The sequence below is a fragment of the Tamlana carrageenivorans genome (genome assembly GCF_002893765.1).
In the GTDB taxonomy this organism is placed as follows: domain Bacteria; phylum Bacteroidota; class Bacteroidia; order Flavobacteriales; family Flavobacteriaceae; genus Pseudotamlana; species Pseudotamlana carrageenivorans.
This window is the reverse complement of the sequence record NZ_CP025938.1, coordinates 2,897,943-2,914,674: the sequence shown is the minus strand read 5'-3', so window position 1 is coordinate 2,914,674 and position 16,732 is coordinate 2,897,943. Positions and strand designations below refer to the sequence as shown.

The window sequence follows — 16,732 nt, the reverse complement described above, 5'->3', positions numbered from 1 at the left end:
TGTTACTTTTTCAGTTTTAAAACTTCACTTCCTGCCATTAAAAAGGCTCCCGTACCAAAATTCTGCCAACTATCTGCCGATGCAGGTTCTGGAGAAGCGCCAATATTTTGCACCCAACCTACACGACCATCTTTATGTTGGCAATCGGCTAATGCTTTCCATGCTTTTATAACTGCATGTTCGTATTTATTTCTGTCTAGCAAACCATTATTTACACCCCAAGCTAAGGCAAATGTGTAAAAACCGCTACCACTTACTTCGCCATGGTCGTAGGTTTCTGGACTTAATAAACTGGTTCGCCACAACCCATCTTTAGGTTGCAGTTCTAAAATTCTTGAAGCTATTTCCTTAAATAAATTTTCATAAAATGCACGATGCTTATAATCTTTAGGCATATCATCTAACAAAAGCGCTAAACCTCCTAAAACCCAACCATTTCCTCTGGACCAAAATATTTTTTTTCCGTTAGGTTCTTTTAAATCCTTATCTGTACCCTTCCAAACGAAACGCATATCTCTTGCAAACAAACGCTCTTCTTTGTCGTATAATTGATTATAGGTTTCCATGTAATACTTATGCATTTCATCTCGATACTTAGGCTGATTGGTATGCTTGGCATATAAATTTAATACTGGAGGCGCCATAAATAACGCATCGCACCACCACCATAAAATATTTTTTCCTGAAGTACTTTTGTCTGTTCCTGCCTTCCAAACATCATCCTCGTATAAATGAGCATCTAAAAACTTTTTAGTTGGGTCTAGGTTCACAAAACCTGGACGCTTGTCGTTCATTCCAATATAGATATAGCTATACGATATAGCCACATCATCGGCATGATGTAATCTGGAGTAGGTTTGCCAGTTATTCCAATAGGCTTGGTTTTTTAAAGCTGCCATATACATCATGTCTTTGGTCGTCTTATGGGCTCTAGCTACCCCTGTATAATAAGCTCCTTCTGTCCAATCGGTTGGCGCTATAGCGAAAATAGGATGTGCCTCCTGCCACTCCAAAGCTTTAATCATTTTAGCTTCAATTTCTGAATGATTTAGCCCTTTTTGAGCATATGTTTTCAAGGACATGGCGCTACCAAATAACACACATAAAGTCAGTAATTTTAATGCTTGGTTTTTCATAAGTTTATTTTTTTAATTGAAAAGACGTTTGTTTATAATCTGTAGAAGAGGTTCCAATCATCACGGTATAATCTCCAGGTTCCAAAACCTTTTCCATTTTAAGTCCTGTAAACTTTAACATGTCTGGCGTAATTTTAAAGGACACGGTTTTGCTCTCACCAGGATTAAGCTCAATTTTCTCGAATCCTTTAAGTTCTTTGTCTGGTCTTGTAACAGATCCTTTTACATCTTTTATATACATTTGAACCACTTCTTTAGCCTTTACCTTTCCAGTATTTTTAATAGTAACACTAACTTCTATTTCTGAACCTGAAGTCATTTCTGAATTAGAAATTTTAATATCAGAATATTCAAAATTGCTATAACTTAATCCATAGCCAAACGGATAAAGCGGACCATCTTCTAAAAACAAATACCCTTTTTTATAATTGATTTCTTTCATGCTATAATGAAAAGGCATTTGCCCGATAGAACGAGGCACTGTAACAGGTAACTTTCCTGATGGCGATACCTCACCAAAAATGATTTTAGCTGTTGATTCGTCTCCAAACTCACTTAAATCCCAAGTATCTAATATGGCATCAGCTTTATCTGAAATAGTATTAATAGCTAAGGTTCTGCGGTGCTTTAAAACGACAATCACAGGTTTACCCAAGGCTTTAATTTTTTCAATAAGCTCATCTTGAGCGCCAACTGGCTCAATAGTGGCACGATCTCCTAAGGCACTAGTGAAAAAGGCTTCTTTAGAAGTAAACTCATCTCCACCTAAAAACAATATGGATACATCTGACTTTTTAGCCATATTCACCATTTTAGAAATGGCATTTTCGTCACGTTCAAGAAGTTTTGGCGCACCGCCTTTTTCATCAGTTAAATGAAATCCTTTTTCAGCCACAAATTTTACTTGTTCTCCGGCAACAGACTCAAACATAGTTTGAGTATTTTCAGTTACTAACGGACCTAAAAGCGCAATTTTTATGGTTTTATTTTTATCTATTGGTAAGGTTTTATTATCATTTTTAAGAAGAATAATAGATTCTAAATCGGATTCTTTCGCCAATTCTAATGATGAATTAGCTCGAACACCTTTTTTAACGTCTTCTATATTAATGTAAGGATTGTCAAAAAGTCCTAAAATGAATTTTGTTCTAAGCACACGTCTTACCGAGCGGTCAATTAACTTTTCTACCTCTGGGTTTTTCTTAACCATTTCTGGCAAATAGGCATATGAATCTTCGGCATATAAATCGATATCTATTCCAGCTTCTAGACCCATTTGTGCAGCATCTTCTGGAGATTCGGCCACATTCATAAAATAGAACAAGCGCGCAATATCATTAGAATCAGAAACCACATAACCTTCAAATCCCCATTGGTCTCTCAATACACCAGTTAATAATTCTGGATTTCCATGACTGGCAATGCCATTGATATCGCCGTGGGACGCCATAATACCAAGTGTTTTAGCCTCTTTTACAGCCGCTTCAAACGGTGGATAAATTTCATCTATTAAAGTTCTCGGAGAAATTTCAATAGCAGCAAAATTAGATCCGCCTAAAACTTGTCCGTAACCCGCAAAATGTTTAGCTACTGCTCCAATGTGTGTACCTTTTCCTAATCCCTCATAATTTCCTTGAACACCTTTTATAGCGTTAACAACCATTTGGGTTGTTAAATAAGTGTCTTCACCAAAGGCCTCACTCATTCTACCAAAACGTGGATCGCGTACCAAATCTGCTTCAGGAGAATGACACATATGCATCCCTCTTAATCTCGCCTCATTTCCAACCACATCCCAAATACGGTTTACAAGTTCTGGATTAAAGGACGCTGCCGATGTTAAAGGACGTCCAAAACGAGTACTCCCCGCAGCATCTACGCCATTGTAAGATTCTGTAACAAATAATGCCGGAATGCCCCAACGGTTATTTTCTATGATGTGTTTTTGAAGCCCGTTATTGAATTTTGCCGCAGAAACAGGGTCCATGTGCTCTCCCGGATTTTTAATACCCGCAATACCTAATTTTAGTTTTTCAATAACTTTTTCAGATAATTTTAGACTCCCATTGGCATCTGCTTCCACACCAATATTGGCATGAAAAATTCGCATTTGAGCTACTTTTTCTTCTAAAGATAGTTTAGGAAGAAGTGCTTCCACACGTTCTTCAATCGTTAAACTTGCATCTTTATAATCGTTATTGCTAACCTTTTCATTCTGGCATGAACTAAATACAATACCTGCTGAAAGTATAAATAATAAAAGTGATTTTTTCATTAATGTTGGTTTAATTATCTATTATTTGAAGGAAAAATTATCAATCATTAATTTTTTCCCTGGTGTTTGTTCTATCATAAAAAAGAGGTTTTCTTCACTTGCCATTTCCTTAAATTGTAATGTTATAGTTTGAAATCCTACTTTTGGTTTTAATGCTATTGTTTTACTTGCTAGAACAAGACCTGAATCCGAGTTCTTTCTTACTACTATGTTTAGTGTTCCTCCTTGGAGATATTGAAAATTGAATTGTATTTCTGTTTTGTTTTTCAACCCCTTTACATGGGGAAAGTATAGATAAGCCTGGGCTTCATTAGTTTGAACTACAAAGTTTTCTCCGCCTTCTTTTTTTATAAAACCGTGGCTTTTAAAGTAATCTTCAGCCTCTATGGGAGTTTTACTGGCTTTATAATTTGCAACACCCACTCCATCGACACGAATGGTTGCCATTTCGCCATTTTCTTTATAATGCACGTAACTAATAAAGCTATCTCTAAAATATCGATTACCTGTTTGACTGATATCGCAATACACGTAATACCATTGGTTATGCCACTCGAAAAAGGAACCATGTCTGCCTTGTAAAAAACCTGTTGGCCAAGTAGGTTTTTCGTAACCTTTGGCGAAACTCTCCTTTTTAATTACCGAATCTTTATAATCATAAGGTCCATAAAGCTGATCTGCCATAGCATAAAAACAGCCCCAAGACAAATAATACTTATCGTTATGTTTATGAAGAAAAGGCTTATCGTCTGTTGGTTTTTCAAGGTTTCTTCCGTCCAAATTATACGGACCTTTAGGATTATTTACCTTTATTTTTCTAGGTTTTTCAGCTAGACTAATCATGTCTGCATTTAATTTAGCGATGTAATAATCCCAAACACCAAAAATGATATAATGATTTCCATCTTCTTCAAAAACGCAAATATCATATTCATGTGTAGGCGTTAAATTGCTTTGTAGTAAAGGTTTTCCTAAAGGGGCGCTCCATGGCCCAACTGGTGAATCTCCAACGACCACACCAGTTTGCTCATTAGCTTCTGAAAAATACCAGTAGTATTTTCCGTTCTTAAATGCCACATCGGTAGCCCAACAGCTAGAAAACTGTTTACCTATATAGGTTTCCGTTGGCTTTAACACACTACGCTGGGTCCAATTAACCAAATCTGGCGAAGACCACACCCACCAATCTTCCATTACGAAATCTTTATTATCGATGGATTTGTCATGAGAGGCGTACACATAGGCGGTATCATTAAAAATATGAATATGCGGATCGTTTAACCCTTTATTAGGTACAATCGGGTTTTGTGCTTGTAGAAAAATCGACATGCAAAACGACACTATTACACTTATTTTTAACACTTTACTACTCACTTGTTTTTATATTTATAGCTTTTCCCACAAAACACATCCATAATATGAGTTACAATGACTGCTTCTTTCACGGAACAAGGATTTGGGTTGTTCCCTAAAAAATAACCAACCGTTTTTTCTATCATGGGTTGTTGTACATGCTCAGGGTTTTCATAGTGATAACTTTCACTTTCTCCATCCTTTACTAAGATTACTGTATTACCATAAAATGAAAATGAAATACTGCCTCGTTCACCTTGAATTTTACATTCGTCTTTATCTTCTAAAGCATTGAAATCCCAATTGCCTGAGAAGTTCACTCCATTTTTAAACAATAACTCACCACTTACATCTTGATTTGATATCCCCTTTTCTTTACGGCTTGCTTTTGTTATATGCTCTACTACACCAAAATAGTAACACATCAAATCGATTTGATGAGGCGCTATATCATGAAAATATCCTCCTCCTGAAATTTCAGGATTTGTTCTCCAGTTCTCGTCTGTTTTAGCTATCAAACTGGTATTTGAAGTTTGCTGTATATTTATTTCTGCTGATATTATTTTCCCAATAGTATTAGAATCCAATAGGTCTTTAACTTTTAAAAATACCGGTAACTCTCGTCTATAATGGGCTATAGTAGCTTTTACTTTACTACCGTTAACAGCATCTAATAGTATTTGAGCTTCTTGACTATTAAGTACCATCGGCTTTTCTACATACACATTCTTTCCTGCATTTATAGCTTGAAGTGCATATTCAAGGTGTGATGATGGAGGTGTCGCTATATAGACACTGTTTACCAATTCGTTCTCAATTAACTTAGTAGCACTTGTAGTCCAATGTGCTACACCGTGACGCTTAGCAAAATCTATTACTTTGTCTTCATTTCTTCGCATTACAGTAATTAAAGAGGAACGCTCTATCTTATAAAAAGCCGGTCCGCTTTTAACTTCTGCGACCTCACCACAACCTATAATCCCCCAATTTATCCTGCTTTCCATTATTTTCTAAAAGATTAATGCTGTATTCTCATCATTCAACAATGATATTGTAGACTACTTTATATTGACTTTATTAAAATGAATTAATTTTTAGTTCGATGGTATGCTTTCCTGGTGACAATTGTACGGCGCCAAAAGCAGCTGGTACTTTTTGTCCATTATGAATTAAATCCTTCCCTTCTATATCATCTAAAGAAAACTCTGCTACCATATTTCCTGGGATTTCAATTTCATAGGTCTGTAATCTAGATCCATTATGCGTGTACTTTGCATGTATGGCTCCACGAACAGTTGGCACTGTAATTTCACTAGATTTAAGTTTGCCCATTTGTGGTTTAATACTAGCAATACCAAATCCTGCCGTTTTTGGTTTAATACCCCATAACCCTCTAGGAATAGCATTTGCTGGCACTGCACCCCAAGCATGATTCCAATCGAGATTGTTTTTATACTTATTATCCCAAGCTTCAAGAGTAATGGTCGATCCAATACGAATCATATTATACCAACTTCTTTCTGCAGTACTCGCCAATAAGTCAAGGGCATAATCTGCTTCTCCTACGTTATATAAGCCATCCATTAAAAATTGTGCACCATATACACTACAAGCCATACCACGAGATTTCACATATTCTACCACCGAATCGACATGTTCATCAGGAACCAAGCCAAATGCTAAAGGCATCATATTGGCATGTAGCGATGCATGGTCAGTACCAATGCCATCAACATAAATTCCGCGCTTTTTATCGAACATTTTCTCGTTTACTGCCTTTTTAGCTTTCGATGCTCTAAGTTCGAAGTCTAAAACCTCATCGGTTTTACCCAATATTTTGGCAAATTGAGCCATGATTATCATATTCTCATAGAAGAAAGAGTTAATTACTGTATTATAAGGTTGAAAAACAAAACCATCTCGTTCCCCTTTTGTTTTACTACCATTAAAATTAGCCGATGGCCAGTCAACAATATCTGTTAAGGGTTTTTTATAACCTTCGGGGAAACCTAATTTTTTCATGAACTCGGCATTCACTTTGGTTGAAGTAATCAAACCTTCTTCATTTGAAAGTTCGTAAAGCGATTTGTGTTTTAAATCTTCATAATAACGCTCGATAAGCTCTTTGTTACCAGTATACATGTAGTCTGCGTAAAGTAATAGGGGTACATGCTGTTGCCACTCTGTTGGCCATGTAGGGTGCTTCATAAAATACTCTATGGTACGTCTTGCCATAGCGTATTCCCTATCGGTTGTATAATGGCTTAATTGATTTAAATAAGCATCGGCTTCATAAGGAATGCGTTCGCGATCGCCATCAACGTATAATCCGTTAAAGGTTGTGGCTTTTATAGAATACTTACATAAATCCCATACTTGGTTTAGAATCTCATTATTACTTTTAAAATGGCTGGCTTTTTCGTCCCAAAAAGTGTGAAATGCTAGTTGTTTTACTAGATTCATTTTAATTTCCGACTGAGCTCCTTCAATTTCTGCATATCGAAATGGTACCAATGGCGGAAAACCATCTGGTAATGGAATGGCTTTGTTTGCCCTAGTGTTTCTTTCATCAGTTTGTACAGGAATTCTATATTCCGATTTGCCTGGTTTTACAGCAACCTTCAACTCCTGGTATCTAATGTTACTTTTAGCCGGTGGAGTTCTATTTACATTTCCGTTAGCATCAAGCATTTCACCCACTCTTACGATTAACGTATGTGGCGTTTTTGCATGGTAGGTAAAATCCATTGTAGCAAATGCGGCTTTACCAAAATCTATAAAATAAACGCCATTTCTATTTTCAAATTTGGCTGGTTCTATCTTATCTATTTCAAATTTATTTTCTGTAGATATGATATAGCTATCACTCTTTCCTGTAGTAAACTTTTGCGCTTTAGAGTAATCAACTAAACGATTTTCTTCGTCCCAAATTCTAACTTTCCAATAATAAGTCTTTCCTACTTCTAAAGCTTTACCTTGATGTTCTATATTAGTAGATTTTGAAGATCGAACTTGACCACTATCCCAAACATCGCCGTTATTGGCATCGATAATATCTTGGCGAGAAGCCACTAAAATTTGATAAGCCGATTGGAATTTTGCTCCCAATGGGACCGTCCATCCGAATTCAGGTTTTAAATCGAAAATAGTGACGTCTGTTTCTGGCTCTCTAATTAACTCAACCGTTAAATCGGTTGGAGCAGCTCTAAATTCGTTACTATTTTTCTTAATTAACTCATCGAGTTTCGTTTTAAGTTTGTCAGCTACTTCTCTATATTTTTTCTTTCCTATTAAGTTTTTAGTTTCTAAAGGATCCTTTTTTATATTATAGAGTTCTTCAATAGTGTGATCGTTTACATAACGAAAATATTTCCACTCTTCGGTACGCACACCTTCACTTGGTGGTATGTTTTCAAAATCCCACAGATGTTCAATTAAAATGGTATCTCTATTAATAGTGTTTGTTTCTTGTTTTACAAGTGGCAGTAAACTTTTACCCTGCCAAGACGCTGGGGCTTGCACTCCAGCTAAGTCTGCAATAGTTTGCGTAACATCGATATTTAACACCATCTCGGATATGTCTTGGTGTTTTTCAACGCGTGGATCATAAACTATTAGAGGAACACGAATAGAATTATCGTACATTAACCATTTCCCTGCTAACTGACGTTCACCAAGGAAATAACCATTATCCCCCATTACAATGATAACCGTGTTTTTGTCTAAGTTTTTCTCTTTTAATTTTTCTCTAATTTTTGTGATCTCTAAATCTACTCCAGCAATCATACGGTAATAGCCTTTTAAACTATGCTGATATTTTTCAGGAGTATCATAACGCCAAGTCCAACGTAGTCTATTAAAGCCTTCCCTAACAGCTTTTGGCTGGGCATCAAAATATTTTTTATCTGCTAAAGCTGGTTCTGGAATGGTTGTATTTTGCAACAAACCATCGGTAGTGTTTTGCCAAAAGTATTGTTCTGGAGCGCCATCATGGGCATGTGGTGCACTAAAACTTAAAGACAACATAAATGGTTTTTTATTAGTTGCATTTTTATCGATAAAATCGATGGCCTGCTGACCTGTATATCGTGTGAGGTGCACGGTATCGTTATCGATAGTTTTATAATAATATCCTCTTTTATCTTTATATCTATTATTTCTATCGTAGGATTCGTATTCGTCAAACTGACTTTCTAAGTTATCGTACCTTACGCCATATTTACCATAGAACCCTGTATAATAACCATTTTCTTTTAATAGCTTAGGATAGGCGTTCCCCATGTACTCTTCCCTTACATTTCCTGTTTGAAAGTTAAAATTATGGGCACGCTCGTGAAGCCCTGTCCATAAAGAGGCACGACTGGCTGCACAAATGGGTGTAGAAACTATACCATGATTAAAATAAGTACCACTTGAAGCTAACTTATCCATCTCTGGCGTACTCACGTATTTATTTCCTGCATAACCAATAGCATCAAAACGCTGATCGTCTGTGAGGATGAAAATAATGTTAGGCTTCTCATCACGATCATTTTGAGCATTAGCGATTTTTAACCCCGTAAATGATGTTATTAATGCTATTAAAAAAATGTTCTTATACATATCTAAAATTTAGTTTATCTCTTTTTATTATCCTTTTTAAGACCTCTTTACCTGTAAACAGTACCGATATAAAACTGTTTTTTTGCCTTAACTGATAACCCAATTGGCTTTATCCATATTTTTCCAACTACCAATTTGCTACGACTTTGGAATCAAGAATTTTTATTAGAATTTATTATTTTTTACTAGTAAAAAGCAGGAGTTACTTTAATAGTTAGTCATGCTTACTCGAAGGCAATACACCTTATAATTGCATTTAGATGCCTATTGAATAACCGAATACACGAATTAAGTTAGAAAGAAAGCCCTCCATATTTTATTAAACAGAGGGCTTCACAACTAAACTAACCTTAATTAACCACTACTCCTATGCATTTATCCAATACATATCATCAATAAAGTTCTTTATAATAAATATGAACTACATAAAACTTTAATGAATCATTAATATTTATGGTGTAGGCATAGGTAATAATACTTTATCAATGGTATGAACAAATCCATTTACGGCAGTAATATCAATTAAGCCGGGAATGAAATTTGCTGTTCTACTATTGGGATCTGAAACTGTTAAATTAATTGGATCTATCTGCAACAATTCATTATTAGAGGCAGGAAGAGCAAAAGGCCCTCCGATATCTATCATCTCTTGAGAAGAAATTGCGGCTATGTTAATTAATTGTGTTGAAATAACATCTGCAACGAACCATGGGTCTAAATCTGTTAAATTAGAGACACCTTGTTCCACTAACAAATCTGTAAAGGCATCATTGTTAGGCATTAATAAAGTTAAGGCTGCCTCTGAATCTATTAATTTAGCCATTAAATTAGGGCCATTACCATCTGCATCACGAGCTGTATCGGCATATTGCACGGCATCGTAAAACGTAGTTAAAGAGGGCACCATAACCGAAAAGTCAAGTAAAACAGGAAGCTCAATAACATTGTTTACTACATGGATTACACCATTATTAGCTTCAACATCTGCTGTAATGACACTTGCCTCTGCGTTTACTGTAACTCCTCCATTTGATACATCAATATACATTGACACATTCTTTTCACTACCTCTCTCTCCAACTAGAGCTCTAGAATGCGTTAAACCTGACACAAGGTTTGAAGAGTTAAACTCACCTTCAAGAATATGATTTAAAATTACTCTTTCAATAAGCGCTACATCAAGTAAAGCCAAGTCATCAATACCATTCATATCCAACCAAGCTTGAAAAACTTCATCGTTTGGGACAAAAACCGTACTGCTTCCTGGTACATTTAATTCTGAAATTATTTTTACACTTCCACTTTCCTCAATTAGCCTCATCGCAGATTCCATAATACTGAAATCTTCTCGTGCTATAATAATTTGAGAAATTGTTTCTGGGTTTTCTACCTCTGAAGGAACAAATGGTTCGTAAAATTCTGGATCTTCAGGAATGTTACAAGAAAACACTAATAGAAACGACATGAAGGCAATACATGTATATTTTAAAATTTTTAGTTTACTGTTCATGTTAATATTTTTTATATTAAATTATATTTTATTTAATCACTGTATTTTATTTTAATTTACAGTGAAATTATCATAAAAAGGATAAGGGTAATACCTAACCGTATCATTAAGATAATGACCTACGCCATTATTAAACACATAATTATGAGACCTGATTTTTTCGTTAAATCCAGGTTGTATGGCAGTGTCTATAAGCGGTGCACTTAAATTATTCGCTTCCATTTCCCATTCTATGTCACGTCTCAAAGCCATAGGTGCCAATTCTGAAGACAATCCTGAAGGTTGTCCAGTTGCAGCATCTATATTAACTTGAGGTAATAGCGTATTAAAAATAAAATCTTTATCAAAAATGGTGATTTTAGGAACCTGTTGCACCTCTTCTTCTACGATATGATACTTCAATATAGCTTTTAACCTGTTTATTTGATAAGGCTCAGTTATGGTAGCCATTAAAGAATCAGCATTTACCCTTGCCGTTGGTGCTTGCGTGGTTCCGGTAACTGCTCTAATAATATCTCTATCCGCATTTCCACCTGTAAAAGCATTGTTATTTAACAAGAAGTAAGTTCTTCTTGTTGCTGTTTGGCTATACAGGTCTTCAAAACCAACATGTTTTATCGCTGCAATCATAAAATCTAACTCTTCTTGATTTAAAACTTTCCTGTTTAAATCATCTGCAATATCTGTAGTCGTTCTAGATTGAATATACTCCCAAGCTGTTAAATTCTCGAAAGGATCTGCATAAGTGTTTTCTGGTTTAAAGTTAAACTGTTCTTGTACGTCTAAAGTGCATGAACTTAGCACAAATAACAACCCGACAATGACTAAACTTTTTATATAAATTTTCATAATTTCTTCTTTTTTTAATCCCATCCTGGATTTTGATTTAACAATTCATTTTCCAATAAATGTTCTCTGAAAATCGGCCAAACAATACGGTCTTCACCGAAAGGAATTACTTCTCTATTGTTCAAAATTGGAGTCATTACTTCAACCGCCTTGTCATTTCGAACCAAATCCCACCATCTTTTGGCTTCACCAAACAATTCTAATTTTCTTTCTATCAATAAGAAGTCTAGCTGCGCTTCAAATGAATTTCCAAAATCAGTTTGTGATGCTAATGGTAATTGCCTTGCCGTTCTTACTTGATTAATCAAGTCTAAACATACATTAGGGTTACCCAGCTTTAGTTCGGCCTCTGCGAGCAACAAAATCATATCAGCAAAACGAAAAACAGGAATGTCTGTATTATCATCATTTGGATCTAGACCAACCCTATTCTTAATAAATTTGGTGCATCTGGCTTCCCCAAATGCAGCAGATCCTAATCCATCTTCCATGGTAGCATTTTCGTTTCTACAAGCAAAATGTCTCCAATCGCCATATAACGGAACTGTGTATGTTGTATCTACTTCTTCTACTACCTGTGAGAAAACTGGATCTGTATTAGGATACTTTGTTGCCCAACCTAATGAATCGATAGGAAACCTTCTAATCCATTCTAATTCAGTTTCTTCAGAAATGGTAGTTACAGCTGCCCCAGCATTATAAGCTCTTGCAACTCCTGAAGAAGTCTCTTCAAAATTATATTGAATTGAAAAAATTAACTCAGGTCCCATCTGAACTTTACCTGGACCGTCTGGGAATTGATCGGTAGCTGGTTGATTCAAGAATAGATTTTGCCAATCTTCTGGAGTTTGCACCAAACTGTGCGAACCTAGTGTAATTAACTTCTCTATAGCCTCTTTTGCCAATTGTTCTTGTTTCTCCCACATATAAACTTCAGCTTGATGAGCTAAAACACTAGACTTAGAAAATCTATAGTTTGATTGTACTGTTGATAGGTATTCTTCAGCTTTCAACATATCAGGAATAACCAAATTAGACATAACCTCGGCATATGGGGTTTGAGGTTGTTTAGCTTCACTTACTGTATTAATGGGTTTGGTAAAAACAGGTACATCATTAAACATTCGTGCTAAATCAAAATACACTTTAGACCTAATAGCATAAGCTTGCCCTATAAGATTTGGATCTGCTCCAACAAAATTATTTTCTGCTTCAATAATTCTATTTACCCTATCAATAACCACATAATGATTTCTCCATCTTAAGTATCCTTCTCCTGGATCTAATGTGCTATTATGTAATGAATTTCTAGAAGCATTGGCTCCATTTGGTTGAAAATCATCCGACCTAAATTCGCCTGTATTTATATAAAAATCACTGTATGCAACTTGAACACCATCATAAGCACCAATTAATGCCGCTTCTAATTGTGCATTATCTTTGTAAAATTGCTCTGGAGAAATTTCACTTATAGGTAACTCATCAACAAAATCATCACAAGAATACAATACACCTAATAAAACTAGACTGCATATTGTATATTTTAATTTATTTAATATCATATTTTTCATAACTTTAATTTTAAAATTGTGCCCTAAGAGTTAATAAAATCTCTCTATCATTTGGATATCTTAATGAATCCTCACTTGGCGTCAACGGGTTACCTCTAGAACCAAATTCTGGGTTATATCCAGGATAGTTCGTCCAAGTGAGCAAGTTATTTACCGAAAAATTAAGCTTAAGTCCAGTCATACCAATATTAAGATTTTCCAGAACTTCTTGAGGAAAGCTATAACCAAACCTAACATATCTCCATTTAATATAACTTCCGTCCGATACATAAGTGCTATTTGCTGTTGCTCCTGTAAAATCAAATCTATTTTGAACTCTAGTATTACCGCCTTCTAAAGCTGGATAGGTAGCTATATCGCCTTGATTTTGCCAAGCATTATCAAGTCTACCTGGAGAGACAGATAATACTGCTGCTCTTAAACTGTTCCTATCATGATCATACCTTCTATAAATATCGTTACCAAAACTATAATCGAACAAAGTTTCGAAAGACCAGTTTTTATAGGTGATATCGTGTGAAAACCCACCAAAAACAGTTGGTAGACCGTTACCCAAAATCTGCTCATCATCACTATCTATTACAAAATCTCCATTTACATCATCCCAATAATAGTCTCCACCTCTTAAGGTATTTCCAGATGATCCGTGAGTAAGCTGCTTAATATCTGCCCCTAGAGGATATTGATCTCCATTGGCTCTATTATAAGTACCTTCAAAAAATCCGTTAGCATCATAATTTGGATACAACTGCTCACCTTCTGGTGTAAATGCATTTGATTCGTCGTATTGAAAAACACCATGATTTTTATATCCCCAAATATTACCTATGGGTTTTCCTTCGGTTGTTACAAATCGTCCTTGATATATATCATCTTCTAATTCTAACACCTTATTTTCCAGCAACCCTAGATTAAAACTAGATCTCCAAGAAAAATCCTTATTCTGAACTATTGTACCACTAAGAGTAAAATCCAAACCTCTGTTTTTTACAACAGCTTTATTTTCTCTAACAACACTAAATCCCGATTCTTCAGGCAACTCAGTATTTACTAATAAGCCATCTGTAAGTTTCTCCCATAAATCTAAAGAAAGGTTTAACCTTCTACCCTTAAATAAGCTTAAATCAAAACCTAAATTTATTGATTCGGTTTCTTCCCATCTTAAATCTTCATTACCTAGAGAAAACGGAGCAAAGCCAGTTTGTCCTTCATAGTTATAACCAGGAGCAAGTGTCGTTAGGAAATCATAAGGTCCAATTCTATCGTTACCTACAATACCATAAGATGCTCTTACCAAAAGATTAGAAATTATAGAACTATTTTTAAGGAAACCTTCTTTACTAATTCTCCATCCTAAAGTAGCCGATGGGAAATAACCATATTTGTTATTCCCTCCGAAACTTGAAGATCCATCTCTACGAAAGGTAGCTCCTACCAAGTATTTGTTATTATAATCATAATTAAAACCTGTAAATAAAGAAAATAATCCTGTTTGGGTATTTTGAGTTCTATCTCCTCCGGTTCTATCTACGATATCAAGTGGATTTCCATCAACATCTGCAAAAAGAGAATTATTAAACGTTTCTATTAAATCGTTTGCGAAATTCGCACTTAAGTTTAAATTCTCGTAAGTGTCCCTTTGAATTTGCATCCCTAAAAAGGCACTAACATCATGCTTACCCCAACTTTGATTAAAGTTAAGTGTATTATCCTGCTGGATACCATATCTCAATAGGTGTCTCTCACTACCTGAATTAATACCATTTGCATAGTTTCTTGCATCCAGGATGGCTGGAGTAAACCCTTCAAACTTCTCATATGAGAAATCTACACCAAACTGAGACCTAATTGATAAGGAAGGTAGAATCTGGAATTGCGCATAGCTAAATGAATTCGCTCTATAGCGTCTTCTATCATTTTTTCTTAATAAAGCATTTTGAATTGGATTCAAACTTTGCTTATTAGGAGAGCCTGGAGTAAAACTCCCATCTGGCTCATAAATAGGTAAATATGCTACCCTATTTAAAAGGTGACCTAAAACAGGTCCAGGATTCGTACTATTTGTAAATTCATAGGACATATTAATTAATGTTCCAAACTTAAATTTATCGTTAGGAGTAGCATCAATCTTTAATCTGGTATTAATTCGTTTGTGGTCACTATTTAAAATAATACCTTCTTCATTAAAAAATCCATTATTCCAATAGAAAGACATTTTATCACTACCGCCACTTAAAGCTACATTGGTTTGATGTCTTATCCCTACTCTAGTAACCAATTTTTGTAAATCTGGAGAATTACGTGTCACTAAACTCAAGGAATCTCTAGCTATTGGCCCCCATGTAATGCCTTGTCGTCTTTCCTGCTCTAAACGTTGAGCTGCATTTGGAGCTGGTAAATCACCAACCAGTTGATTCATACCGGTTATGGTTGTAACATCTAGTTTAATTTTACCTTCAACACCTCTTTTTGTGGTGATAATAACTACACCATTACCTGCTTGAGCTCCATAAATTGCTGCAGTGGCGCCATCCTTAACAACCTCTAACGATTCTATATCGCTAGGGTCTATATTGTCTATATCAAAAGTTTGCTGCCCATCAACAACATATAAAGGTCCTGTAGCTCCTGCTGTAAAGGTAGACACCCCACGAATTTTGATATCAAATCCTTCACCAGGCCCATTATCACTAGTAATCTGAACACCAGCTACTTTACCTTGAATACCTTGAAGAGCGTCTACTGGAGCTGCTTGATTTATAGATTCTGATTTAACAGTGTCTACCGCACCAAGTATTTTTTCACGCTTTACCTGTTGAAAACCAATGACTACAACTTCATCTAGGGTAGCTGTATCTTCCTCTAATTGAACTGCAATACTTGTAGAATCGCCAATAACAACTTCTTGTGTTTTATACCCTATATAAGAAAACACTAAAGTCCTTGATACTGAAGTTAATTGAAGAGAAAAATTTCCATCAAAATCTGTAACGGCACCATTTCTAGTCCCTTTTTCCACAACATTTACCCCAGGCAAAGGCATATTATCTAAACCACCTGTCACAGTACCTGTAATCTTATTTTGTGCATCTAGATTAATTACGGAAAAACTGGAAAGTAAAATGACCAGTAAAATAGTAAACCCTGGAACTGAAAAGTTCCATTTAATCTTTGGTTTAATTTTTGGTTTTTGTTCATTCATAAATATTTAGTTTGAATTTAGTTAATATATAAGCGGATAGCTTATAAAGTTTTATGATAACAATTTTACAACTTCGCTTAATTGGTTCTATCCTGTTTTGTATGGTTACCAGAACTTATATTAATATTTTGTTAAAAAAAACTAATTATTAAATTCCAATGATTATTAAAATACATTTTGACACCATTAAATACACATGATTTAAATTTCAACTTTAATAAAAGTATATCATTG

General features: G+C 35.2%; 9 protein-coding genes. All 9 read right to left on the bottom strand.

Annotation, left to right across the window (positions count from 1 at the left end; all coding sequences use genetic code 11):
- Positions 1–2 precede the first annotated feature (2 nt).
- Positions 3–1,136: a glycoside hydrolase family 88/105 protein gene (locus C1A40_RS12845; RefSeq protein WP_102996236.1), complete on the bottom strand. Its 1,134-nt coding sequence runs from the start codon at positions 1,134–1,136 to the stop codon at positions 3–5.
- A gap of 4 nt (positions 1,137–1,140) precedes the next feature.
- Positions 1,141–3,411: a glycoside hydrolase family 3 N-terminal domain-containing protein gene (locus C1A40_RS12840; RefSeq protein WP_102996235.1), complete on the bottom strand. Its 2,271-nt coding sequence runs from the start codon at positions 3,409–3,411 to the stop codon at positions 1,141–1,143.
- Positions 3,412–3,432: 21 nt separating this feature from the next.
- On the bottom strand, positions 3,433–4,740 hold the full coding sequence (locus C1A40_RS12835) for a family 43 glycosylhydrolase (RefSeq protein ID WP_102996234.1): 1,308 nt from the start codon (positions 4,738–4,740) through the stop codon (positions 3,433–3,435).
- Positions 4,741–4,781: 41 nt separating this feature from the next.
- The gene (locus tag C1A40_RS12830; protein ID WP_102996233.1) at positions 4,782–5,768 is read right to left on the bottom strand and encodes a Gfo/Idh/MocA family protein; all 987 of its coding nucleotides are present in this window, start codon (positions 5,766–5,768) and stop codon (positions 4,782–4,784) included.
- 73 nt (positions 5,769–5,841) lie between these two features.
- Positions 5,842–9,366, bottom strand: a complete 3,525-nt coding sequence (locus tag C1A40_RS12825) for a sulfatase-like hydrolase/transferase (protein WP_102996232.1) — start codon at positions 9,364–9,366, stop codon at positions 5,842–5,844.
- A 451-nt stretch (positions 9,367–9,817) separates the two neighbouring features.
- On the bottom strand, positions 9,818–10,876 hold the full coding sequence (locus C1A40_RS12820; protein WP_102996231.1) for a fasciclin domain-containing protein: 1,059 nt from the start codon (positions 10,874–10,876) through the stop codon (positions 9,818–9,820).
- A 51-nt stretch (positions 10,877–10,927) separates the two neighbouring features.
- Entirely contained in the window at positions 10,928–11,725 is a 798-nt protein-coding gene (locus C1A40_RS12815) for a hypothetical protein (RefSeq protein WP_158651360.1), read from the bottom strand.
- Between the two features lie 14 nt (positions 11,726–11,739).
- On the bottom strand, positions 11,740–13,233 hold the full coding sequence (locus C1A40_RS12810) for a RagB/SusD family nutrient uptake outer membrane protein (protein ID WP_158651359.1): 1,494 nt from the start codon (positions 13,231–13,233) through the stop codon (positions 11,740–11,742).
- Positions 13,234–13,306: 73 nt separating this feature from the next.
- Positions 13,307–16,498, bottom strand: coding sequence for a SusC/RagA family TonB-linked outer membrane protein (locus tag C1A40_RS12805; protein ID WP_102996228.1), 3,192 nt, complete (start codon positions 16,496–16,498; stop codon positions 13,307–13,309).
- Positions 16,499–16,732 lie beyond the last annotated feature (234 nt).

Bases quoted from the DNA above. Each gene is read 5' to 3' on its own strand.
- C1A40_RS12845 (WP_102996236.1), bottom strand. From the start codon at position 1,136: ATGAAAAACCAAGCATTAAAATTACTGACTTTATGTGTGTTATTTGGT.
- C1A40_RS12840 (WP_102996235.1), bottom strand. From the start codon at position 3,411: ATGAAAAAATCACTTTTATTATTTATACTTTCAGCAGGTATTGTATTT.
- C1A40_RS12835 (WP_102996234.1), bottom strand. From the start codon at position 4,740: ATGTCGATTTTTCTACAAGCACAAAACCCGATTGTACCTAATAAAGGG.
- C1A40_RS12830 (WP_102996233.1), bottom strand. From the start codon at position 5,768: ATGGAAAGCAGGATAAATTGGGGGATTATAGGTTGTGGTGAGGTCGCA.
- C1A40_RS12825 (WP_102996232.1), bottom strand. From the start codon at position 9,366: ATGTATAAGAACATTTTTTTAATAGCATTAATAACATCATTTACGGGG.
- C1A40_RS12820 (WP_102996231.1), bottom strand. From the start codon at position 10,876: ATGAACAGTAAACTAAAAATTTTAAAATATACATGTATTGCCTTCATG.
- C1A40_RS12815 (WP_158651360.1), bottom strand. From the start codon at position 11,725: ATGAAAATTTATATAAAAAGTTTAGTCATTGTCGGGTTGTTATTTGTG.
- C1A40_RS12805 (WP_102996228.1), bottom strand. From the start codon at position 16,498: ATGAATGAACAAAAACCAAAAATTAAACCAAAGATTAAATGGAACTTT.